The following is a 26,359-nucleotide window of genomic DNA, read 5'->3' on the forward strand; positions in this document are numbered from 1 at the left end:
GCGCTGAAGTCAATGGCAAGCAGCTACGCTGTGGCCGTCCATTTTACTATATAAAGTTGGTTGAAAATGTTGTAATAACTTTTACACAATATTATGGACTTGACTGTCGTCACGACGAATTGGAAGTGAAATTCACCTTAAACTGGTTGAGATAGAGCTTCTCACGACGAATTAGAGGTAAAAGTCAACATGAATCGGTCATGATAGAGCTCCTCACGACATATTTGAGCTTGAACTCTCCACGAACTGGTTGAGACAAAGTCCGTCGTCACGTTTTCTAGGAAGACTCACCTACAATCTGCAGAGATAAAACCGAGTCATTTCGTTGTTCTATCCACGTAAAACGCGCTCCTAAAAAAAGCTATATTTCGAAGGGGGAAATACTAGTCATTGAACGGTTTTTATCAAATCAAAGTGATGGTATCCTAAGTAAAATTACGTTATCGGAGGTTTGAAAATTTGCTTGAATACGTTAAGAAATATAAATGGTTAGTGATAGCATTACCCCTTATTGTTGCCCTCACGATAGTCATGGTGATAGTAATTAAAAAAGATGATCCTATTCCGGTCACAAAGGAGCCACAAGCGGTCGATAAAAATGACGCAAACAACGACCATGTTTCAAACGACAATGATTCAAACGAAGAAAATGAGGAACCACTTGATGAGCAACCGGAAGATCCAGGACCGATTGTGATTGAAGAAAATATCCCCTCTTTGCAAGATGTATTCAAGGACAATTTCATTTTAGGAACTTCCCTCGGTGTGAATGAAATATATAACACGGAAGGTCCAGATGCACAGTTAATAAAAAAACATTTTAATAGTTTAACTCCCGCGAACGAATTGAAGTGGGATGCAACAGAGCCTCAAGAAGGAAAATTCAATTTTACAAGATCTGATAGAATAGTAGAGTTCGCTGAAGAAAATGACATAGCAGTACGTGGACATACTTTAATTTGGCACTCACAAACCCCAAATTGGGTTTTTTACGATGGAGAAGGAAATCTAGCAAGTAAGGAATTGTTGTACGCACGTATGAAACATCATATAGAGACAGTTGTTGGTCGATACAAAGGGAAGATTTATGCTTGGGATGTTGTCAATGAAGTACTAGAACCTGCTGATGGATTACCAAATGGTTTAAGGAATAGCCTATGGTATCAAATTGCTGGTGAAGAATATATCGAGAAGGCGTTTGAATTTGCCCATGAAGCAGATCCTGAAGCAATTCTTTATATCAATGATTACAATACACATATTCCGGAGAAGCGCGATTATTTATATGATCTAGTAAAAAGACTCAAAGATAAAGGGGTGCCTATACATGGGGTTGGGCATCAAACTCATATTGGCGTCTTTTATCCTCCTGTAAGAGAGCTTGATCAAATGATTGAGAAATTTAAAGATTTAGATGTAGAACAGGAAGTTACAGAAATGGATATGAGTATTTATCTAAATGATAATCAGAAATACGATACTTTTCCGGAGTATCTACAAATCGCTCAAGCTAATCGATATAAGGAAATCTTTGATATATTTAAAAAGCACGCAGATGAGCTGTCAGCTGTTATATTCTGGGGAAAAGATGATCTAAATACATGGTTACGTACATTTCCTGTCAGACGAAATAACTGGCCACTATTATTCGATGAAAGGTTACAAGCGAAGTATGCCTACTGGGCAATTGTGGATCCTAGCAAAGTACCTACAGAAGCAAGTGATAATTAGCCTATATGAAAACTTAAACGAATCAAATGATAGAGTTGTACAAATATTGTCAATAAATGAAAATATTTGTTGTCGTAGTTAAATAGAATTGCTATGATGAAGAGGATAAAGTAGGTGATATCATTGAAAATCCGTAATTGGAAGCGATTACTCTTGAGTCTGCTTTCTCTACTTATGATTATCAATATTACAAGCTGCTCCAAAAATGAGTCCAGTGTAAAATCTGCTCTACAAAGCGAAACTACTAGTATGGAAGATAATGTATATAAAGAAGTAGGTTTACGTAAATATAACCCGCCCATTGAAGTTCATTTTGTGAGAGAAATGACGGATAGTTTACAAGGCCTCTTAGACAATCTTCCTGATGAAACGCTTAATGATAATAGATGGAGCAACTTATTTGAAGAAGTGTTAGGTGTTCATATGAACAATGAATGGGTGGAAAGTGGAGAGATTTTTGCCTTGAAGCTAAACCATACGATATCCTCTGGAGAAATACCAGATATTATTAAAGTAAATGCTGATCAGTTAAGAATTTTATATAATGATGGTTTAATTGAAGATTTAACTCAAGTATATGAAGAATACGCAACACCATTAACGAAAGCGATATTTAGTCAGGAAGGTAATGCTCCATTTGATCTCGCGACGATGGAAGGGAATTTAATGGCCATTCCTGTCACAGGATCATCGATTGAAGAAGCAACTTATATATGGATTCGTACAGATTGGCTGGATAGTCTTGGATTAGAAGCACCTAAAACTATCGATGATTTGCTAAAAATATCAAAGGCATTTACCACGGAGGACCCTGATCAAAATGGAGAAGATGATACGTATGGGCTCATGCTCTCGAATTATTTATGGGATCCAATCGCAGATATGGAAGGATTTATGGCAGGGTTTGAGGCATTTCCACGTCTATGGGTGGAAGATGAGTCAGGTAAACTAGTATTTGGTGGCATTCAACCAGAAGTGAAAGATGCATTACAAGAATTGCAGAAAATGTATAAAAACGGCGAAATTGAAAATGAGTTTTATTATAAAAATGGTACTGATGTGAAGGAAATGGTGGTACAAGGCAAATTAGGAATGTTTTATGGAGAACAAGGAAGTTCTTCATTCTTGGAGGAAAGCCGTAAGTTTGATAAACAAGCTGAATGGCAGGCGTTTCCTATTGTTTCTGGTGCCAAGGAATCTGCGAAGGTGCCACTGAAATATAGTACGTCAGAATTTTTTGCCGTTAAAAAAGGGTTTGAACATCCAGAAGTGATTGTGAAACTAATAAATCTATACTTAGAAAAAGTGTGGGGAGAGACAGCTGAATTTGATACATATCATAGCAGTCCTTTACCTGTATGGCAGTTATCCCCTGTATCGCCGTATCCAGCTAGGAAAAATCTAGAGGCGTTCCGACAAATTGATTATGCACGCAAAAATGGAGATATGAGTCAGTTAACTATTCAAGCTAAGCACATTCAAACGTTTGTTGAGAAATACCTAAAAGATAGCGTGGAAAGTTTTTGGGGATGGGAAAGAACTTATGGAGAGAACGGTGCTTTCGCAATCCTTGACCAATATGAAAAAAATGGCCAGTTTTTATATGATAAATTTACAGGACCACCTACGGCCACAATGTTAGAACGTGAATCTTTCCTTGTTGACCTTCAGCATGAAACTTATTTTGATATTATTTTAGGAAGTCCAATAGATGAATTTGATAATTTTATAGAAAAGTGGAACAAGCTCGGTGGGGAGCAAATTACAAAAGAAGTAAATGCATGGTACACACATAATAAGTAAATACACAGAGGCTCGGGGGGGAAGCCGTGCTTAAGTTACCGAATATACAATGGAGGAAGTCTATCTTCTTTCGATTAGTCATCACATATTTGCTTGTTAATATTCCAATCGTTTTGCAAGGCTTTTACTTGTACAATTGGAGTTATAATAATGCTAGTGAGAATATTTCAAGAGCTACATACACAGAATTATCCTATTATCTCGATGACTTTAATAGTGGTGTTGACTGGATGGAGCGCCAGAAATATCAGCTCTTAAAGGATAATGAACTTACAAAGCTAGCAGTCTCATGGAATATTATCACGAGTGTGGAACGAAGAAAGAGTATGAGCTATGTGCTACATCGAATTTATTCCATTAAAAACAGTAGTAAATATATAAAAGATATAAAAGTATATGTTCCTCCGATCTCGAAAACATTCTCTACTACTAATTCTGTATATGATTTAGATGAGGCAGAGTTTAGAAGCGCTTATTTGAATTTGAATATAAGTAATCAGCAGATTATTAGTATGAAAGACAAATTATATTTAATGGATGTTCGCTATAGTGGTGGAAAAAAAGGGGGAGTATTGTTTGTCGTACAATTTGAACTCGATACCGAATATATTAAGGAAACATTACGACAGTTAAGTTTGTATCCTGGCAGTGGATCCATCCTGTATTCCAAAAAGGGAGTATTTGCTTTAAGTAGTAATCAAGATATTTATAACAGTGTTCAATTTGATTTGCCTGAAATACTAGAAAAAAATCCAGCAATGTCAATGATGAAAATAAATGGTGAAAACTTCCGTATTTATCAAGATTACTCACATAATTTAAATGTTAATATAATGACTTTAGTTCCTGAAAAAACATTAGAAAAGCCATTAAGCTTTTTCTCTGTATGGGCTTGGTCGTTTGTATTGTCTTCCCTTATTGCAATTCTACTAGTATATTTTAGTACGTATAGAATCATTCATAAACCGTTAGTACAACTTATACAAGGATTTAAGCGGATGGGTGCCGGTGAGTTAAACAGTCCGATAAAACATGATAAAAAGGATGAGTTTGGTTACCTCTATTCGTCCTATAATAATATGATCAAGCGACTTCGAACATTGATTGATCAGGATTATAAGCAGAAAATGATGATGCAAAAATCAGAGCTGAAGCAATTACAATCACAAATTAATCCACACTTTTTATATAATAGTTTTTTTATTCTTAATTCTTTAGCAAAAATAGGAGATGTGGAGCGGATTGAACAATTTACAATCATGCTTGGGGAATACTTCCGTTTCATTACTCGTAATGGGAATGATTTAGTTTCCCTATCAGAGGAAGTGAAGCACTCACGTGTGTACACTAGTATACAAGAATTGAGGTTTTCTAGACGGATAAAAGTAGAATTTGAGGAGTTACCGAAGGAAATGGAGAATATTAAGGTACCGCGACTCATTATTCAACCAATTATCGAAAATGCATATGAGCATAGTCTAGAAAATAAAGTAGAGGATGGCCTATTACGGGTAACCTTTGAGCATCATGAACAAGCAATTTGTATCATCATTGAAGATAATAATGATGATTTGAAGGATGAGCAGTTGAAAGAAATACAACGACGGATAAACAATCCAGCTGAAACAGCGGAAGTGACAGGGATGATAAATATTCACCGTAGATTACAACTCACTTTTGGTGAACAGAGTGGTCTTATTTTAGAGAGAAGTGAACTTCAAGGGCTCAAAGTAATTATATATATAGAACTTAGGGACTAGTAGAAGCAGCTTAATATAGAGCTGCTTCGTCTTTTTTTAGAAAAGAACTATATATCCACAGGTATAACACTATAGAAAGTAAGGTTGTTGGGATATAGGAAGAAAGATACAATCATTTATGTAAGCGCTTAACTTCTAAAAAATACAAAGGGGGAATAGGATTGCGTAAAAAGAAAGTGTTGCTAATGATGTTTTCATTGTTGATGGTTTTAATTTTAGCAGCATGTAAAGACAACGCAAAGCCAACAGAGTCAAACAATCAAGGGGATTCAAATGATGATGATAAGAAAGCAGAAGTGGATTATTATCAAACACCGGAAATGGATTTTGATTTAGGTGGGAAGACAATTAAGATAGTATCCTGGTTTGATATGGAGATAAAGGATGATAATCCAGATAGTATTAAGAAACTGGAAAATCTAGAAGCATTAAAGAAAAAACACAATTTTGATATTGAGTACGTATTGCTTGATTATGGTGAGTATCAAGATAAGGTAGTCGCTTCATTACTTGCAGGTGAGCCATTAGGGGACATTGTTCGCTTAGAAAAATTTTATACAATTCCTTCATTAGTTAAGCAAGATTTATTATGGCCAATTGATGAGTATACGAAGAATACAAATGCATTTAACCAAAAAGTGACGAATGAAATTATGACATTTGAAGGTCGAGGATACGGTTTTACAGATGATCAAGCCAACTTTTACTCTGGGATCTTCTATAATCGCACCCTAATGAATGAGCTAGGTATTACGCCATTACAAGAATATGTAGATGCAGATAATTGGAATTGGGATACATTTATTGATGTGGTGAGAGATGCAAACAGGGATACAAATAATGATGGTAAATTAGATGTTTGGGGCCTTGCCCAAGGGGAAGGGCTTCTAGATTCCGCATTATATTCCAATGAAACGGATTTAACAAAGGGTGATCAGCAAAACTTGGAAGATCCAAAAACCATTGAAGCATTTGAATTCATGGTACGTATAGGTACAGAGGAACTTGCTCGTCCAACAGAGGGTGGAGACTGGACAGAACCAAGTATGTTCTTCCGTCAAGGGAACACATTGATGTATGCTGGAGCATTCTGGGAATTAGATGGTTTTAAAGAAGATATGCCAGATTATGATATTGGTTTCTTGCCATTCCCGAAAGGACCTAGTGCGACTGCATATCATTCAGGTGAAACCCGATTCAATTCATCTGCTATTCCGAAAGCAGTAGATAATCCGGAACAACTGATGTATATAATGGAAAAAATCCATGATATTGAATCCATGTATGATTATCCACTTCAGAATCGTCTAGAGACTCAATATGTAAACGAAGATGATATTAACAATGCACTATTGGCAGCTGATGGATTTGTAGTACTGGACAATCAAACATTCCCATCTATGGATTATTATGGTCTTCGCTATGAGCTTGCTCAAGGGACTTCTGTATCGACTGTCATTGAAAAGTATAAAGATCAATATCAAGCAGCAGTTGATGAAGTGTATAATCAATAATAAATATTAAAAAGTAAGCTTCGGAAATACACTTCGCTAGTAACTTAACATTACTATTGTAGACAGACTCATCTTGTTAGAATAGTACATTTATATTGAAATGAAACCGAACTATCTTAAATTTTTTTGAATGATAGTTCGGTTTTTTTATTTCATCACGATTCTTAATGCCCTTTGATTTTTTTTGTAACTGAACTAATTTAGTGAATGTAAAGTCTGGGAAAAATCTGAATTTTTACATGGACCTATACTTTGACATGTATTAATCAATAATTTGAGGGGTTGTGAAATACCCAACTATTATTTAAAATCTTTTGTAAGCGCTTTTAAAAAGTGTTTTAAAAATATTCGAAATAGGGGGGCTGGCAATGAGGCTTAACAAGTTTTTTCTTTTGTTGTGCGCACTAATGTTCGCGATGGTGCTAGCAGCGTGTAGTGGAGATTCAAAACCAACAGATTCAGATTCAGATGATGGAAAAAAAGGTAGCAATGATGATGAATCAGCGCAAGTGGATTACTATCAAACACCTGAGATGGATTTTGACATGGGTGGTAGAACAATCAAGTGGGTATCTTGGTATAGTGAGGAGATTCCAGAAGATAATCCAGACAATATAAAGAAGAAGGAAAATCTGGAAGCTTTAATGGAAAAACACAATTTTTCTATTGAATGGGTTGTCGTTGATTATGGTGAATACCAAGAGAAGGTAACTACTTCATTGCTTGCAGGTCAACCTATCGGTGATATCATCCGTTTCCCAAGACCGTGGATGATTCCGACATTGACGAAGCAGGATCTATTCTGGCCAGTCGATGAATATACGAAGAATGACCATGTGTTTATACAACAGTATACACACGATTATTCCTTATATGAAGGTAGAGGATATGGGTTTAGAACAGGAATCAACGGAGCGTCTTCTGGTATTTTCTATAACCGTACATTAATGGAAGATTTAGGATTAACACCTCTACAAGAATATGTGGATAATGATAATTGGAATTGGGATACATTCATTGAAGTTGCAAAAAGCGCTAATAAAGACACAAATAATGATGGAGAACTCGATGTTTGGGGTCTTGCGACAGATGCACTTATAGTTCCAGCATTGGCAGCGAATGAAGCAAATTTAGTATATGAAGATAAACATGGGTTGGAAGATCCTAAAACAGTTGAAACCTTAAATTTCTTATCCCGTCTAGCTACTGAAGATGTAGCCAGACCTACAGAAGGTGGCGACTGGACAGAACCTAAGCAATTCTTTATGCAAGGTAATACGTTAATGTATTCTGGTAGCGATTATGAAATGAATGATTTTAAAGCAGATATGCCAGATTATGATATCGGATTTGTGCCATTCCCGAAAGGACCTAGTTCGGAGGGATATCGTTCCTTTGTTACGATTCCGAACTACTTGACGATTCCGAAAGCAGTCGAAAATCCAGATCAATTAGTATATATCTATGAAAAGATTAATGATATTCAATCAATGTATGATTATCCGAAACAAGCTTCGTTAGAGTCCTTATTTACAAAAGAAGAAGATATTGAAAATGCTAGAATTGCTGGGGAAGTGATTAATGTTGTTGATAACATTAATGGGTACCCTACAATGCCATACTATGAATTTGAAGGCGAAATTCGCGAAGGCACTTCTATTTCAACGATCATTGAAAAATATAAAGATCCATTCCAAGCATCGATCGACGAAGTTTGGAAGGACTAGTAAGTAGTCTTATAGATAAGCAGCTTCATTTCGAGGGTGCTTTTCTTTTACCCAATCCTATATATTCACAGGTATTTCTCCACCAATTCAACAGGTTGTACTGACAAATAGAAGAAGCTAACATTTAGGCAAGATCTATATTAAGGAGAAAAGGGTGGATGTTAAGAAAGTTTTGTTATTATAGTTTCTTATTGTTTTTGACCATGACTTTAGTGAGTTGTAATAAAGAGGCAAACAGAAAAGTTGATAGTCAGGAGTCGATTGGCGAAATGAAAAATGAAGTGAAAGAAAAAGTTGAGAAATTTCAGCCAGCATTGGCTGTAGGTAAGAATGTGGGAAATGGAAATCCTTTAGTATCCCATAAATTCGGTGCTGATCCATATGCGCTCGTATTTGAAAATCGAGTATATATTTACACGACAGCTGATACGATCGAGAAGGACAGCGAAGGAAATGTAAAAGATAATACTTACGCATCCATTAATAAGCTGTCTGTTATTTCATCTGATGACTTGGTCAATTGGACAGATCACGGATTTATACATGCAGCAGGTCCGAATGGTGCGGCAAAATGGGCAACACAATCATGGGCTCCAGCGATTACGCATAAGAAAATTAATGGTAAGGACCAATTTTTCCTCTATTTTGCTAATAACGCGAGTGGAATAGGAGTGTTAACAAGTGACAGTCCTTTGGGACCTTGGGTAGATCCAATTGGGAAACCATTAATCGGTAGACATTCTCCTGAGGCAAAAGGGGTTACGTGGTTGTTTGACCCGGCTGTTCTAGTTGATGACGACGGAACAGGATATTTGTACTATGGTGGTGGTCTACAAGAAGGGGAATGGGAAAGTCCCAATACAGCACGTGTGATTCAGCTCGGGGATGATATGATTAGTCTAGTTGGTGAACCAGAAGTTATACCAGCTCCTTTCATGTTTGAAAATGCTGGGATTAATAAAATAAAAGATAAGTATTATTATACGTATTGTTCTAATTTCTATAATGGTGAGCGTCCAGAAGGTAGTCCTCCTGCAGGGGAAATTGCCTATATGGTAAGTGATTCTCCAATGGGACCTTGGACATATAAGGGGACAATATTAAAAAATCCAGGGCATTTCTTTGGAGTTGGTGGTAATAATCACCATGTGATTTTTGAATGGCATAATCAATTATATATTGCCTATCATGCACAAACATTAGCGAAAGCGATGGGAATCGTAAAAGGCTACCGTTCAACTCATTTAAACTATGTAAATATGAATGAGGATGGAACAATACAAGAGATTGTTGCAGATTACAAAGGTGTTGAACAACTGCAAACATTAAATCCTTACAAAAAGGTAGAAGCGGAAACGATTGGTTGGCAAGCTGGTGTTAATACAGAGCCTGTTGCAATTGAAATGTTGGAAGAAAATTCATTAGCGAATCGTGTGTTGTCAGATGTGCATGATGGTGATTGGGTTGGCTTATCCAAAGTAGACTTCGGTGATCGAGGAGCACAGCTTTTTATAGCATCTATTTTAGCTGGTGAAGTGGATAGTACCATAGAGTTACATTTAGACAGCCCAGGAGGCACGCTCATAGGTACATTATCGATTCCAGCACAAGAAGAATCACAATATGAAGAATATGAAACTACGATAAGTGCTGCACAAGGAGTGCATGACTTATACCTTGTATTTAGAGGAGAAAAAGATAGAGAATTATTGAAGTTGGATTACTGGAAATTTACAGAATAAAATTGAACATGTACAAGTTACAACTAGTGAAGAACCATTTAACATAGGTGCATTTTTTGACAATTCCTGCACTTGTTTACCACTTGTATGTTAGTGAAATGAATTACACCGCATGAAATAAGGATACCTATAATTTGTGGGGTATAACTTCTAAACAAAGGCAGGTTGTTGGGGTATCAATGTAAGCGTTACACTTTCTTTGAAATGATATTTTAGTAGGGGGGAAAATAGGATGAGGTTGAACAAAGTATTTCTTCTCATGCTCACTAGCATACTTATTTTCGTGTTAGCAGCATGTAATGGAGATGCAAAACCAACAGATAGTGGTTCAAAAGATGGAGAAGACAAAGGCTCAGACAAACAAGTAGCAGATTATTACCAAACGCCAGAAATGGACTTTGATATGGGAGGTAGAACGATTAAAGTTGTTTCTTGGTGGGATATGACGATTCCAGAAGACAATCCAGATAATATTAAACGAAGAGAAAACCTGGAAGCTTTAAAGAAGAAGCACAACTTCGAAATGGAATATATATTTATTGACTATGGAGAGTATCAAGAAAAAGTAGTTGCATCCTTACTTGCAGGCGAACCAATTGGCGATATTGTTCGCCTTGGAAAAACATATACTATTCCTTCATTAGTTCGTCAAGATCTTCTATGGCCAATTGACGAATATACTAAAAATCCAAATGCCTTTAACCAAAAGGTAACGAATGAGTTTATGCAATATGAAGGAAGAGGCTATGGTTTTACAGAGGATCAATCAAACTTTGTTTCAGGAATTATCTATAATCGTACGTTAATGAATGAACTTGGAATTACACCATTACAGGATTATGTGGATGCAGACAATTGGAATTGGGATACTTTCATCCAAGTTGCAAAAGAAGCAAACAGAGATACGAATAATGATGGGAAAACAGACGTATGGGGACTTGCTCAAGGTGGAGGTTTAATGGATCAGGCTCTTTATTCAAATGAAGCGCAGCTAACATTAGGAGATAAACAAAACCTAGAAGATCCAAAAACAATAGAAGTATTAAACTTCAATTCCCGCTTAGCTACGGAACAAGTAGGGCGTCCATCAGAAGGTGGAGATTGGACAGAACCTGGTCTGTTCTTCCGACAAGGAAATACATTAATGTATGCAGGAGCACAGTGGGAAGTTGGAGGATTTAAAGAAGATATGCCTGATTACGATATTGGTTTTGTACCTTTCCCTAAAGGACCAAGTGCAACAGCATATCATACAGGTGAGGCATTGTTCCAATCATTAACAATTCCGAAAGCAGTCGAAAATCCAGATCAATTAATGTATATATGGGAGAAAATTTTCGATATAGATTCAATGTATGATTATTCTCTACAAGCTACTCTTGAGAGCAGTTATACAAATGAAGATGATATTGAAAATGCTAGATTAGCAAGTGAAGGAATGTTAGTACTAGATCATAATACATTCCCTAATTTCCCGTATTATGAAATTATTGGCGAGATAAATGCAGGTACTTCTGTCTCTACGGTAATTGAGCAATTTAAAGCACAAGCTCAAGCTGCAATTGATGAAGTATATGCGCAATAAGAAATAAGAATTGCTGGAACAGTCACCATACTTTGAAAGAAATATGGTGACTGTTCATTATTAAAACTCTTCTTCGTAAGGAGGGAAGACGATAGTGAAGATTTTCAAAAAGAAATCCGTAATTATTCTCCTAGTTTTCATTTTAGTAATTTCATCATTTGTTATCTTTAACCCTTCCAATTCAACCGAAACAAATATGGTATATGCAGTAAGTGAATTTGAGGCAATTACTAATAGCAAGAATGATGATGATTATGACCATTATTTAGAACAACACTCTTCAAAAGCTAGACCTAACCTGTCGATTCGAATTGAAGGGGAAGATTATAGCGAAATTGAAGGAGATGGCTTTGATGTAGTAAGTCAACTTGGAGGAGAAAGTAAGGAGTCAGTTGTCACACCTGAAACTGGATCCATCACATGGAAAGTGGATGTCCCTGAAGCAGGACTATATAATATCCGTGTTCATTATTACCCGTTAGAAGGGAAAAGTTCAGCAATTCAACGAGAATTCAAAATAAATCAGGAAATACCTTTTGACGGTGCGGACATATTACTTTTTGACCGTGCTTGGGATGATGCTGAAGGCGGAGTAAAGCGAGATGATCGCGGAAATGATATTACACCAAGACAAGTAGAAAAGCAGTATTGGCAAACTACTCCCCTGAAAAGTAATAATGGATATTATGAGGATCCGTTTTTATTTTATTTTGAGCAAGGGGAACAAGAAATTACGTTTACAGCTTTAAGAGAACCAATGGCGATTGATTACATTGAGTTATATCAAGAAGAACAACCACTTAGTTATGAAGATATAACTAAACAGTACGAAGAAAAAGGCTATAAAGAAACTAGTGGACAAAAGATCGTCATTCAAGCAGAGCAAGCAGCACAAAAATCTTCTCCTACACTTTATCCATTACAAGATAGATCAAGCCCTTCTGTGGAACCATATCACGTTTCTAAGCTTCGGATTAATGCGATTGGCGGAATCAATTGGAAGATGCCTGGTCAATGGATTGAATGGGAATTTGAGGTTGAAGAAGATGGACTCTATCAAATTGCCTTAAAGCGCAAGCAAAATCTACTACGTGGAGTCTACTCAACTCGTAGCTTGATGATTGACGGTAAGTATCCATTTGAAGAGATGAAACGTCTCCGCTTTAATTTTAATATGGACTGGCAAATGGATGTACTTGGTGGAGAGGAACCATTCCTTTTCTATTTAACAGAAGGAAAGCATACGATTCGTATGGAAGTGAAGATGGGTGATATTGCACCACTATTACGTACGATAGAATCTAGTGTCCTTCAGTTAAATGAAATGTATCGAAAAATATTGATGATTACATCGAATTCACCGGATCCATTCCGTGACTATCAATTAGAGCGAAGGATTCCAGATTTAATAGAAACATTTGAGGAACAAGCAGAGGTTATCAAAAAAGTTGCTACATATCTGGAAGAGTTAACAGGTGAACGTAGTGACAAAGTAGCACCATTACACTCTTTAGTGAGGCAACTAGAAGATATGGTAGAAGACCCTGAAACGATTGCATCTAGATTAGATACGTTCAAAGTGAATGTTGGTAGTTTAGGTACATGGATATTAACGGTGCAGGAACAACCTCTAACTCTAGATTACTTAATTGTTTCATCACCTGATGTTAAATTACCGAAAGCTGAAGCAAATATTTTAGCAGAGATAGGGCATGAAATTGGCGGGTTATTCGCATCATATACAGAAGATTATGACAGTATTGGTAATATTACCGAACATGAACAATCCATAGATGTTTGGATTACAACGGGTCGAGACCAAGCACAAGTAATGAAGAGATTAATAGATGACTCATTTACTACAGAATCAGGTATTTCTGTTCAACTACGTCTAGTACCTGGAAATATTTTATTACCAGCTACATTAGCAAACGAAGGGCCAGATGTTGCGATGCAAGTTGGGGAAGATATTCCAATCAACTACGCGATGAGGAATGCTGCTGCTGACTTAACACAGTTTGATGATTTTGAGGAAGTTACGAAGAGGTTCCGAGAAAGTGCGCTCGTTCCTTATCGCTATAACGATGGGGTGTATGCGCTACCAGAACAACAAACATTCCCAATGTTGTTTTACCGAAAAGATATATTAGAAGAGTTGGGATTAACTCCTCCAGAAACGTGGCAGGACGTATATAATATGATTTCTGTTTTACAGAAACATAACATGGAGTTTTATTTACCACTAGAAAGCGGAGCGACAAACATTACAATGGTGCCTAATGCAACCTTTGCAATGCTTCTTTACCAAAAGGGTGGAGAATTCTATCGCGATCAAGATAAGAAGAGTGGATTAGATTCAGAGATTTCAATGGAAGCCTTTAATATATGGACACAGTTCTATACGAACTATAAATTCCCTCTACAAGCTGATTTTCCAAACCGTTTTAGGGTAGGAGAAATGCCGATTGGGATTGCAGATTATACAACATACAATTTATTAACCGTTATGGCACCAGAAATTCGTGGACTTTGGGATTTTACGATGGTCCCAGGAACGGAAATGCCAAATGGATCTGTTAATAGACAAGTTGCTAGTGCCACTACAGCAGTTGTTATGTTGGAAAATGCAGAGAATAAAGAAGCTGCATGGGAATTTATGAAATGGTGGACAGATAAAGAGACACAGATTCAATATGGTCGTGAAATGGAAGGATTAATGGGTGAAGCTGCTCGTTATCCAACTGCTAATATTGAAGCTTTAGAGGAATTACCATGGCCAGTTAAAGATTATCAGAAACTAGAAAATCAATGGCAATGGGTAGAAGGAATTCCACAAGTTCCTGGTGGTTATTTTACAGGACGTCATTTGGATAACGCCTTCCGTAAAGTTGTTAATAACAATGAAAATCCACGTGAAGCGTTAAATGATTACATTATTTACATTAATGATGAGATACAGATTAAACGTGAAGAGTTTAATTTACCCTATTAGTTTGGAGGTGGAAGCTGATGCAAGGTGAAACAACTAGTCAAACCGTACAGGGCTCCATCCAGCCTATAAAGAAAACACGACGGGCTCATATAATGTCGAACTTAAAAAGAGACAGACATTACTATTTCTTAATGGCACCGTATATGATCATTTTCTTTACGTTTACGGTCATACCTGTCGTCTTTTCTTTAGCTTTAAGTTTCTTCTATTTTAATATGCTGGAATTCCCGAGATGGGTCGGCTGGCAAAACTATTCGAGGTTATTTTTAAATGATGATGTTTTCTTAATAGCCTTAAAGAATACATTCTTGTTCGCTGCTATAACAGGTCCAATTAGCTATATTGCTTGTTTCGTATTCGCTTGGATCATTAATGAATTGTCTCCGAAAGTAAGGGCGTTTATGACATTAATATTTTACGCCCCTTCGATTTCAGGAAACATATTCTTCATCTGGTTAATCGTGTTCTCGGGTGATAGCTATGGATATATGAATGGTATTTTAATGAAGCTTGGAATTATATTAGAGCCGATTCAATGGTTAGCGGATGAGAAATGGATATTGGCCATCCTAATTTTAGTTCAACTTTGGTTGAGTTTAGGTACGAGCTTCCTAGCATTTATTGCCGGACTTCAAAATATTGATAAGTCACTTATTGAGGCTGGAGCAATGGATGGAATTAAGAATAGATGGCAGGAATTATGGTTTATCACACTCCCATCTATGCGACCAATGTTAATGTTTGGTGCGGTTATGCAGATTACACAAGCTTTTGCTGTAGCAGATATCTCCATTGCGTTAGCAGGGTTTCCAAGTGTTAACTATGCTGGACATACAATCGTAACGCACTTGATGGACTTCGGTACTATTCGATTTGAAATGGGATATGCATCAGCAATTGCTACAGTGTTGTTTGGTCTAATGATTGGAACGAACTTAGTAACTCAGAAACTATTAAGAAAGGTTGGTGAGTGATGATGGCAGTAAAAGCTTTAAGAAGGTTCGGTGTAAAAAGAAGATTGAATCGTTCTTTCTCCGTTAGTTTTATGCTCTTCGCACTCCTAGCCGTATTTGGTGCTTTTATGGCATTACCTTTAGTGTATGCGGTAAACAATGCGTTCAAGCCGCTGGATGAGATCTTTATTTTCCCACCAAGGTTTTTTGTTCGAAATCCAACCTTGGATAACTTCTTCGATTTAGTAGCCTTGATGGGAGATTCCTGGGTACCATTTTCAAGGTATGTTGTAAACACTTTATTAATTACTTTAATAGGTACAGCTGGCCATATTATTTTGGCATCGGCGGCAGCTTATCCATTAGCGAAATATCGTTTCTATGGATCGAAAATTTTATTCCAAATCGTTGTACTAGCATTAATGTTCTCTCCTCACGTAACAGCGATTCCTAACTATATGGTCATGTCCTGGTTAGGCTGGATTAATACGCATGCTTCGATTATTGTTCCTTCGTTAGCATTTCCGTTAGGGCTGTTCTTAATGAAGCAGTTTATGGAGCAACTTCCTGACTCGATGCTAGAAGCTGCAAAAATAGATGGAGCAAGTGAGTATCGTATTTATTGGACGATTGTCATGCCAAATGTAAAGCCTGCTTGGTTAACTCTCTTAATTCTTCAATTCCCAGCATTATGGGGAACTGACGGAGGGAACTTTATTTACAGTGAGAATTTAAAAACTTTACACTATGCACTTGGACAAATCTCAGAAGGTGGGATTGCGAGGGCTGGTGTAGCTGCTGCAGTCGCCCTGATATTAATGATTGTGCCAATTACACTCTTTGTAATTTCCCAAAGTAGTGTCATGCAAACAATGGCGACTTCTGGGCTGAAGGATTAGAAAGGAGGAGCTTGCATGATGTGGAATTGGAAACGATCTGTACGAAGCTTTCTTTGCTTTTTGATAGGTGCAGTAGCGTTATTTAGTATAGATACTCAGCGGGCTGCAGCAGAGGGAGCAACAGATACTTATAACTACTCCTTCTGGGGGACTACCGTTAAATCTCCAGCCGCATATACTGCGGAAAAAATTATTAATGGCCAGCAATTCGATATTGGAGCATTTGCGGACCCAAATGATATTCATGTAACGGAAAATCAAGATATCTATGTAGTAGATACTGGAAATCAACGTATCGTTATACTTAATAAAAATCTTGAACTAGTTCATGTAATAGATTCTTTCATGAACAATGGGCAAGAAGATACATTTAATCAGCCAGAAGGGATTTTTGTTAATGAACTAAATGACATATATATTGCCGATACCGGTAATAAGCGCATTGTACATTTAAATGATAACTATGAACTTGAAAAGATAGTGGATTCACCACAATCTGAAGTTATAAAACAAGATTTTGATTTTAAACCAGTACGTGTCGTTGTGGATAAAGCACAAAGAATCTATGTAATGGCATCAGGAGTTTTCGATGGATTTATGGAGTTTAACGCAGATGGAGAGTTTACAACGTTCATCGGTGCAAACCGTGTACAAGTAAATCCAATCGAATATTTATGGAAGCAACTTGCTACGAAAGAACAGCGAAGTCAAATGGTGCAATTTATACCAACTGAATTTACTAATTTGGATATAAATGAGCAAGGCTTTATATATGCAACAAATGGTGATTCATTTGGAGATACGATTAAAAAACTGAATGCCCAAGGGAACGATATTTTACGAAGAGAAGGATATTTTAATCCTCGTGGAGATGAAAACTATTATGTCGATGATGGACCATCTAGATTAATAGATATCGATGTTTGGCACAGTGAAATCTATTCTGTTTTGGACTCTAAGCGAGGGCGTGTTTTTACCTATAATGGTGATGGGCACTTAATGTATATATTTGGTGGATTAGGAAACTTAAGAGGGGAATTTGTAAATCCAATTGCGATTGAAAGACTTGGAAATGACTTCCTCGTTCTAGACAGAGCACTAGGTGAAATTACTGTTTTCGAGCCAACTGTATACGGTACTACCTTAAACGAAGCCGTTAAAGCTTATTATAATGGCGAAGAAGAAGATGCTTATCATTTATACCAGGAAACAATTAATATGAATGCGAATTTAGACTTTGCTTATACAGGGATTGGAAAAGCATTGCTTCGACAAGGTAAATATAAAGAAGCGATGGAATATTTTAAGGTGAGTAAAGATCAAATGAATTATTCAAAAGCATTCTTACTACATCGGAAGCAAGTACTCAGAGGATATTTTCCATACATTATGACTGGAATCGTGGCATTTGTTCTGCTTTGGTTTGGTTGGAAAGTATTCCGAAACGTGAGAGGAGGTAGACGCATTAATGCTGTGGACTAAAGAAACGTTAAAATACCCTTTTTATGTAATGCTCCACCCCTTTAACGGTTACTGGGAACTAAAATATGAACGTAATAACAAAATAAATGTCGTTGTTTCACTCATTATTTTAATTCTACTTGCTTTGACTAATATTTTGCACAGTCAATATAGTGGATTTGTAATCAATATTTACAATCCAAAAGAAATGAACAGCATTATGGAAGTCGTATATGTAATAGTACCTGTTCTGTTTTGGTGTGTAGCTAATTGGTCCTTAACCACTTTAATGGATGGGAAAGGAAAGTTTATAGAAATTTTTAATGCGACTTGTTTCGCTCTAGCTCCAATTGTGCTGATACATTTTCCGTGGATATGGATCAGTAATTTCATATCAATTGAAGAATCAACATTTTATTATTTTTCAACAGGTTTTGCTTTATTTTGGTTCCTATATTTAATGTTTATAGGAAATATGACAGTCCATCAGTTTACACCATCGAAAACAATTGCAACGATGCTACTTACAATCGTAGCGATGGGCTTTATGGCATTTCTATGCTTACTATTTTTCAGCCTAATCCAACAGATTGTTTCCTTTGTATATGTACTTTACCAGGAAATTGTAATGAGAAACTAGGAAAGGAGGAGATCATTCATGCAGATAAAAAAATGGACACTTGTAATGGTTATGTTAATAATGATTGCCGGCTGCTCTTCAGCTTCCACTAGTACAAGTAGTATTGGTTATGAAGATTATGACTTAGCAGTTGGCGAACCTATTTCCTCACGTTTTCAAGATCAATCTTTACCTGGTATGAAGGGGATTGCTGAATCTAGTAGTATCCGCTTATTTATTGAAGAGGAAACAGGAGTAGTAGCGATAGTAGATAAAAACTCCGGAAAAACGTATTATACCAATCCACCTGAACGTGACTTGGATGCATTAGCAATGGGAGTGAATAAGGATATATTAAACTCTCAAATACGGTTAAACTTCTACAATCAATTTGGCCAGTTAAATAATATGAATTCCTATTCTGATAGTGTTGCTTATGAGCAAATTAGCTATGAACCTATTGATCAAGGAATTCGTATAAATTATAAATTTGGGACAAACCAAAGGTCTGCCGAAGATTTACCAATGTTATTAAGTTATGAGCGCTTTGAGGAACTATCCAATCAAATGGATAACGCAGGTAAACGGGCTCTAACAATTGGTTATAAGGAAAATAAGGAAAAAGAAGTATATGAACGGAATGACAGTGCATTATCTGGGATGCAATTACAGAGAGCATTAGAAGCGTTCGATGCGATTGGCTATTCAGAGGAAGATTTGGCAAAAGATGCTGCTGAGCATGGAATTACACAAGAGCAAGCTGGTTCACGTACATTTCTAGTATCGATTGAATACAAGGTTGATAATGATAGTTTAGTAGTGCGTATTCCGATTGATTCTATTAAGTTCCCTGCAGATTACCCGATTCACAGGATTTCAGCATTAAGCTTTTTAGGTGCTGCGGGTACAGAGGAAGAAGGTTCGATTTTTGTACCAGATGGATCAGGTGCACTTATTCATTTTAATAATGGTAAAGTGAAATATCCTGCATATGAGCAATCTGTGTTTGGTGCTGACCAAGCATTAGGTGTTACAGAAAGTGCTAGTCATGAGCTGGGAGCAAGATTACCTGTCTTTGGAATGGTGTATGAAGATTCAGCGATGCTAGGTGTAATTGAAGAAGGTGCTGAAGTTGCTTCGATTAATGCGGATATTAGTGGAAGATTAAATAGTTATAACTATGTGTATCCGTCATTTATAGTAATCAATAAAGACGATGTTACACTCGATGCGAATGGGAAGCAACGTTCACTACCAAAATTCCAACAAGAAATGATGACATCTGATTTTGTAGTTCGCTATAAATTTCTATCTACTGATCAAGCATCATATCAAGGATTAGCACAAGCGTATCAGAACTATTTAATCGAACATAATGGATTACCAGAAAGAGAAACAGTTGCCAAAGAGAATAGCCCATTTTATTTAGACTTAATTGGTGCTCTTACTCGTCAAAAACATTTTCTTGGTATCCCATATAAATCATTGGAATCTTTAACTACTTTTGAAGATGCGATGAAGATAATCGATAAGCTTCAAGCGGAAGATATTGATAATATTCAACTTAAATATTCTGGTTGGTTTAATGGTGGATTAGATCAGAAAGTACCAGAAAAAGTAAAAGTAGATAAAGTTATTGGTGGCAGTAAAGGGCTAGAGGAATTCATCGAATATCTTGAGGAGAAAGACATTCCGTTTTATCCTGAAGTTTCATTCGCAGAGGCCCGTTCTAAGAAAGGCTTTAATGAGAAGAAAGAAGCAGTACGCAATTTGAAACGAATTCCTGCGTCTGTATATCCAGTTGACCTAGCTATCAATCGAAGAGATAGAGAGAAAGATCCGTCTTATCTTGTGAAACCTACTTTGATTAAGGATTATGTTTCTTCTTATATTGATGAGGTGAAGGATTACTCATTAAACGGAATTGCATTGAGTGACTTAGCAAGCAAGCTTCATAGCGATTTTTATATTAAAGATAACATTGACCGAATGGAGTCTAAGCAAATTTCAGTAGAATCGATGAAACTCTTGAAAGAAGCTGGATTTGAATTAATGTCAGATAAAGCTAATAGCTATGCTTTTCCATACACTTCATTAATTACAAACACACCAATGTCCAGTAGTGGGTTTAAAATTCAAGATGAAAGTATTCCATTTTACCAAATGGTAGTGCGCGGGTTTGTCGATTACACTGGAGAACCATATAATCTAACTGCATTTAAAGATGCACGAGAATATGTGTTGAAAAGTTTGGAATATGGAGCAGGTGTCCATTTTGAATGGATTTATAAACCAAACCATTTGTTAAAAGAGACAAATCATGATCATTTATTTGCGGTCAATTATGAATTATGGTTCGATCAGTCGGTAGAACTATATCATGAAATAAATGAATTTCTGAAGCAAGTTCAAGGTGAGAGATTAGTAAATCATGAGAAGCTAGCTGACAATGTATATAAATCAACGTATGAAAATGGCTTGCATGTGATTGTAAACTATAATTCTACCTCAGTAACGGTGGATGGGGTTGTAGTTAAACCAGAAGGATATGTAATAGGTGGTGAGCAAAGATGACGAAAAAGAAGCGCTTTACATTAAAACCAAAAACGTATCAAGAACAGAAAGCTTTTTGGGGATTTATCTTTGTATTGCCATGGCTTCTTGGATTTATCTTTTTCTTCCTGATGCCATTAATTAATTCATTCCGATATAGCTTAAGTAAAATAACTGCTAATTCAAGTGGGATGATGATTGAGTTTATTGGTTTTGATAATTATGTAACCGCATTAACGAAAAATACAAGCTTTAACCGTACGTTAGTAGAATCAATTGGTGACATGCTTATTAATGTACCGTTAGTAGTTATCTTTAGCTTGTTCCTAGCAGTTTTACTTAACCAAAAATTCTTTGGAAGATCACCAGCACGTGCTGTTTTCTTCCTCCCTGTTATTTTAGCTTCTGGTGTTATTCTTACATTAGAAAGTACAAGTTTAATTCAAGCTGTGAATGATCAAAATGCTGGAGAATCAGGTATCACGGGTGCATTTACAAGTTTTGAATTACAAAGGCTAATGCTGCAGGCTGGGGTTAGTGAAACAATTGTCCTTTATTTAACGGGAGCAGTTGACCGCATATATGAAATTATTAGTATGTCCGGAGTGCAAATTCTAATTTTCCTTGCAGGCATTCAAACAATCTCACCACATTTGTATGAGGCTTCAAAGGTAGAAGGTGCAACTGGATATGAATCATTTTGGAAAATTACTTTTCCAATGGTAAGCCCATTAATTCTTGTTAATGTAATTTATACAATAATAGATTCGTTCTCACACAATGACTTAACGACACTCATACGTGATACTGGTTTTACATCATTTAATTTCGGACTTAGCTCTGCAATGGCATGGATCTACTTCATATGTATCGCGATTATACTAGCCATTAGTACCTGGATTATTTCGAAACGAGTATTCTACCATGAATAGAAGGAGTGTGAGATGAACGTGTCTAAGTTATTAATACTAGAAAGCTGGAAGAAGTGGTCATGGATTGTTGTTCGTGCGGTTCTTATTATTGGATTATCATTTGTTATCTTATTTCCAATAATACAGAAAATATCCACAGCAATTAAACATCAGAGTGATTTATACTCACCAATTGTTGTGTGGATACCACAAACGATAACACTAGATAATTTTAAAGAAGTAATTCGTATTATGGATTACTGGGAGACACTGTTGAATACCGTTTTATTATCATCAATGACGACCATTCTTACAGTAGTCTCCTGTGCATTAGCTGGTTACGGTTTTGCTAGATTAAAATTTAAAGGGAGTAATATTTTATTTGCTGGTGTACTCTTAACAATCCTTGTACCACCAACAACAATTCTTATTCCTATCTATATGAACTTGAAGGATTTTACATTGATGGGGATCATTCCGTTGATAACAGGAAAGCCAATTAATTTACTAGATTCTTATTGGCCATTTATACTCACTTCTGCAACTGCGAATTCTCTAAAAGCCGGTTTATATATCTTTATATTCCGTCAGTTTTTTAGAGGGATCCCGAAAGAAGTGGAAGAGGCTGCATATATCGATGGAGCAGGAATCGGAAAGACATTTACAACCATTATGTTGCCAAATGCCATTCCAGCAGCGATCACAGTTACATTATTCTCATTCGTATGGCAATGGAATGACAGCTTCTTTACGACAACATATTTAACGTCAAGTAAGGTAATGTCAACGCAATTATCATCCTTACCACACAATTTGCAAATTCAATTAGAAAGTACAACATCTGGGGTAGATCCGTTTTACTTAAGTTTGGCTCAAGATACAGGAATTTTATTAGCCATCTTACCGTTAATTATCATCTATCTATTTGTACAAAGATATTTCGTAGAGAGTGTGGAAAGAACAGGTATCGTTGGATAATTTAAAAAAAAGTGAGCTAGGTAAACAGTGTGTTTACACTAGCTTATTTTTTCGCTCGTATGAAGGACGCAATTAAATAGAAGTTGAAGTGGGAGTGGAGTTACTATGAAGATTTTGTGCTATACAAGGAAACCAAAAGATGATGCAGTATATTCAGAGAAATTAGCCTATAGCATGCACCTAGCATGGAGTGAAGATGGCGAGTACTTCCAAGCATTAAACCATAATTCTGGTGTTTTGTTTGCAAAAGCGACAGAAAATGTAGATGGGACAATGAACCCAAAAAGCTTGAAATCCCCATATATGTTTCCCATGAACAATGGTTTATTTGGAGTAGTTGCTATTCGTACGCAGGCAAACGGAGAAAATGATGATGAAAGTATAGGTAAGGTGTTGTTTTTTCAAACAAGTGATTTTTTACAATATGAAGAAATAGGCTTAGTAGATATTTGTGAGAATGAATATATCATGGATGTTACTTGCCATTACGATGAATTGAATGATGTATTTATTATTAATTGGTGTAATGAAAAAGGAAATTGGTACAGAAGTGAGATAGTAAAAATAAAGAGCGGAGGAAAAGCTTCTAAACCAAGCACCATTCATCAAGTAGAGTTAGAAGAAGTAAATACAAATATTGAGGGGATTGTACCGCGTAATATGATTCCAGTTTCAACAGAGATTGGGAATAGACTAAAATATCGGCTGTCTCCTCCAATAAATACAACAATTAATGTTCCTAATAGTATTAATGCATCTTCCCCTGACGAATTAAAAAATATAAAGGCTACAGCTATATACAATGATGGTACTACCTCAGACAAAAAAATAGATTGGCAGTTGGAAGAAGTAGATTGGGATAATCCAGGCATATATGAAATAAATGGAACAGTTTATCAGGACGAGTATACATTTCCTGCTGCAATAAACCGTGCAGATCCAAATGTCGGTAAATGGGATGGTAAGTATTATTTCATTGCTACGAATGATGAAAATGGTAATAAAACATTATCTATTAAGGAAGCAAATTCTATTCCGGAGCTAGTAAATGCGAAAGAAGAGTTGATTTTAGACACTGTGACATATGAACATATTGGAAATCTTCTTTGGGCTCCAGAATTACATGTCATAAATGATGATTTATATATTTTCTTTGCTGCTACTCCAGAACAATTCCTACATGAAGAAGCACATGTGATGAAGCTGAAAAAAGGTGGTAACCCAATTTGTAAAGATGATTGGACGGAACCTAAACGAGTCGTAAAAAGGGATGGATCTTTTTTATGTGAAGCAGGCAAGACAATTTCACTGGATATGACGGTTTTCAAATACAACGGAGACTATTATGCCTCGTGGTCAGAACGACAATTTGTTCCTGTTGATATAGGTGCTTGGATATATTTAGCTAAAATTGATCCATTAGAACCTTGGAAGCTAATCACAGATCCAATTCTATTGACGAAGCCTGATTACGGGTGGGCGAATAATCATACTTTTGTAGATGAAGGGCCGTTCGTTATTCAAACAGATAAGAAAATATTTATGACATTTTCAAGCGCTCTTGTGGATGCTACTTATTGTGTTGGACTTCTTACAGCCAATAATGGTGCAGATTTATTAGACCCTAAAAGCTGGACGAAATCCAATTATCCATTATTAACAAGTAGAAGTGTTAGTGGAGAATATGGTCCTGGACATAATTCATATGTGATGGACGATGATGGAGTATTATGGAATGTATACCATGCGCGTAATGGTATCGACGGACCACGCTGCACAGGCATAAGACGAGTGCATTTTGATATAGATGGGTATCCTGTTCTTGACTTAACGGAAGAAAGGGATATTAACCCAGAACTAAAACACGTATCAACAAAGCTGATTGTACAAAAATGAATAACAAACAGGATGGCCTAGGAAAAAAATATATAACTAGAAGAAAATCCGAAAATTGTTAGTGCAACTATCCCGCTACGGAAATACACTACGCTGGTGTTTTATTTAATCATTCATTTAAAATTTATCACCAACAGTCCTTCCTGTAAAAACAGCACTTCGAAGATATAAGGAGATACACTTTTAGTAAAAGTTATATCTATAGAAAAAAGCCAAACTATCATAATTCAAGTAGTTTGGCTTGTAATTTCATCTATATTCTGTTGTTCTAGTTTAAATAATATTATGCCATTTTTTTGCGGTATTCTTTTGCGCTAACACCGGTATACTCTTTGAATTTCTTATAAAACCAATCCATTTCGGTATAGCCGACTTTATTCGCTACTTCATATATTTTTAAGTCTGTTTGTTTTAGTAATTGCTTTGCTTTTTCCATTCGTTGTTGTAAAAGATATTCATTAAAAGTCATATTCTCATGTTGTTTAAATTTTTGTCCTAAATATGCACTATTAAAATGTAATAAACGTGAGATCTTCTTTAATGTGATATTTTGGTTCATTTCAGCACTTACATAATATTTCACTTTCTCAATGATGGAAGCCGCAGACTGATTGGTGTTTTTCCCAGGTTGTGGTCTATAAAATTGAGAATCTATCGTATGTTTGAAGTCTAATTCTTTTTTCAATGTTAATAAGCTTTTTGTTAATGCTTCCTTATCAACCGGATCTGTCAGATAATCTCTCACTTGATATGTTAAAGCTTTCCTGGCAATTTGGAAGTCGTCGCTACCACCAATAAGAATAATTGGGATGTTATGTTGTTTGCGAATACGATGTACCAGCATAACCGCGCTAGAATTATAGTTCTTCATATTAATAATGATGAGAGAAAAGTTCCATTCCGCAAGTAAAGGAATTACTTCAGAGAATTGATCGGTACTCTCACTAACTTGAAAGCCGATGGATTTCCAATCAAGTAGAGTCTTCGTACGATTCAAGGCATGTTTATTCTGGTCGACAAGTAATACACTATACATGGATACATACTCCCCCTTTAAATATCGTAAGCGCCTTCTCTGTACATATAATTATGGATTTAAAACCCAATATTCTCAATGTCCAATTCTTTGCTCTTGTTACATCTGTTTACTTGTTTCTAATTATTCATAAAATAGCTTGGACAGTTATATTGGTTCTCTTTATACTTAACTTGAAACTATGTTTGAAACCGCTATC

17 protein-coding genes are annotated in these 26,359 nt (G+C 36.2%); 16 read left to right on the forward strand and 1 reads right to left on the reverse strand.

Annotation, left to right across the window (positions count from 1 at the left end; translation table 11 throughout):
• Nucleotides 1-459: 459 nt before the first annotated feature.
• The 16 genes from ACFPM4_RS20170 to ACFPM4_RS20245 all read left to right on the forward strand — a co-directional run bounded on the left by ACFPM4_RS20170 (nt 460) and on the right by ACFPM4_RS20245 (nt 25,124).
• Nucleotides 460-1,731, forward strand: a complete 1,272-nt coding sequence (locus ACFPM4_RS20170) for an endo-1,4-beta-xylanase (RefSeq protein WP_382355873.1) — start codon at nt 460-462, stop codon at nt 1,729-1,731.
• Between the two features lie 174 nt (nt 1,732-1,905).
• Nucleotides 1,906-3,534, forward strand: coding sequence for an extracellular solute-binding protein (locus ACFPM4_RS20175; protein ID WP_382355994.1), 1,629 nt, complete (start codon nt 1,906-1,908; stop codon nt 3,532-3,534).
• A 26-nt stretch (nt 3,535-3,560) separates the two neighbouring features.
• Nucleotides 3,561-5,294: a sensor histidine kinase gene (locus ACFPM4_RS20180; RefSeq protein WP_382355876.1), complete on the forward strand. Its 1,734-nt coding sequence runs from the start codon at nt 3,561-3,563 to the stop codon at nt 5,292-5,294.
• A 161-nt stretch (nt 5,295-5,455) separates the two neighbouring features.
• A complete protein-coding gene (locus tag ACFPM4_RS20185; RefSeq protein ID WP_382355879.1) occupies nt 5,456-6,808 on the forward strand; it encodes an ABC transporter substrate-binding protein in 1,353 nt (450 codons plus the stop codon).
• Nucleotides 6,809-7,176: 368 nt separating this feature from the next.
• A complete protein-coding gene (locus ACFPM4_RS20190) occupies nt 7,177-8,535 on the forward strand; it encodes an ABC transporter substrate-binding protein (RefSeq protein ID WP_382355882.1) in 1,359 nt (452 codons plus the stop codon).
• 158 nt (nt 8,536-8,693) lie between these two features.
• The gene (locus tag ACFPM4_RS20195) at nt 8,694-10,277 is read left to right on the forward strand and encodes a glycoside hydrolase family 43 protein (RefSeq protein WP_382355885.1); all 1,584 of its coding nucleotides are present in this window, start codon (nt 8,694-8,696) and stop codon (nt 10,275-10,277) included.
• A 232-nt stretch (nt 10,278-10,509) separates the two neighbouring features.
• Nucleotides 10,510-11,862, forward strand: coding sequence for an ABC transporter substrate-binding protein (locus ACFPM4_RS20200; protein ID WP_382355888.1), 1,353 nt, complete (start codon nt 10,510-10,512; stop codon nt 11,860-11,862).
• A gap of 94 nt (nt 11,863-11,956) precedes the next feature.
• Nucleotides 11,957-14,854, forward strand: a complete 2,898-nt coding sequence (locus ACFPM4_RS20205; RefSeq protein WP_382355891.1) for an extracellular solute-binding protein — start codon at nt 11,957-11,959, stop codon at nt 14,852-14,854.
• A 17-nt stretch (nt 14,855-14,871) separates the two neighbouring features.
• Nucleotides 14,872-15,828, forward strand: coding sequence for a carbohydrate ABC transporter permease (locus ACFPM4_RS20210; protein WP_144928509.1), 957 nt, complete (start codon nt 14,872-14,874; stop codon nt 15,826-15,828).
• Between the two features lie 2 nt (nt 15,829-15,830).
• Nucleotides 15,831-16,706 (forward strand): carbohydrate ABC transporter permease, encoded by an 876-nt coding sequence (locus tag ACFPM4_RS20215; RefSeq protein WP_144928525.1) that lies wholly within the window; start codon nt 15,831-15,833, stop codon nt 16,704-16,706.
• Between the two features lie 15 nt (nt 16,707-16,721).
• Nucleotides 16,722-18,188 carry a hypothetical protein gene (locus ACFPM4_RS20220; RefSeq protein ID WP_382355895.1) on the forward strand — a complete coding sequence of 489 codons (1,467 nt, stop codon included), beginning with the start codon at nt 16,722-16,724 and terminating at the stop codon, nt 18,186-18,188.
• Nucleotides 18,175-18,807: a YIP1 family protein gene (locus ACFPM4_RS20225; protein ID WP_144928511.1), complete on the forward strand. Its 633-nt coding sequence runs from the start codon at nt 18,175-18,177 to the stop codon at nt 18,805-18,807. The genes ACFPM4_RS20220 and ACFPM4_RS20225 overlap by 14 nt, the downstream gene beginning before the upstream one ends.
• Nucleotides 18,808-18,825: 18 nt before the next feature.
• Entirely contained in the window at nt 18,826-21,360 is a 2,535-nt protein-coding gene (locus ACFPM4_RS20230) for a DUF5696 domain-containing protein (RefSeq protein WP_144928513.1), read from the forward strand.
• Nucleotides 21,357-22,271, forward strand: a complete 915-nt coding sequence (locus ACFPM4_RS20235) for a carbohydrate ABC transporter permease (RefSeq protein WP_144928515.1) — start codon at nt 21,357-21,359, stop codon at nt 22,269-22,271. The genes ACFPM4_RS20230 and ACFPM4_RS20235 overlap by 4 nt, the downstream gene beginning before the upstream one ends.
• A 12-nt stretch (nt 22,272-22,283) precedes the next feature.
• Nucleotides 22,284-23,228: a carbohydrate ABC transporter permease gene (locus ACFPM4_RS20240; protein ID WP_382355900.1), complete on the forward strand. Its 945-nt coding sequence runs from the start codon at nt 22,284-22,286 to the stop codon at nt 23,226-23,228.
• 105 nt (nt 23,229-23,333) lie between these two features.
• Nucleotides 23,334-25,124, forward strand: coding sequence for a family 43 glycosylhydrolase (locus ACFPM4_RS20245; RefSeq protein ID WP_382355903.1), 1,791 nt, complete (start codon nt 23,334-23,336; stop codon nt 25,122-25,124).
• A gap of 283 nt (nt 25,125-25,407) precedes the next feature.
• Here ACFPM4_RS20245 and ACFPM4_RS20250 read toward each other — a convergent pair whose 3' ends face one another.
• Nucleotides 25,408-26,160, reverse strand: coding sequence for a response regulator transcription factor (locus ACFPM4_RS20250; RefSeq protein ID WP_144926888.1), 753 nt, complete (start codon nt 26,158-26,160; stop codon nt 25,408-25,410).
• Nucleotides 26,161-26,359 lie beyond the last annotated feature (199 nt).

Origin of the sequence: Lederbergia graminis (assembly GCF_042655485.1) — a bacterium.
Lineage (GTDB): Bacteria > Bacillota > Bacilli > Bacillales > Bacillaceae_C > Lederbergia > Lederbergia graminis.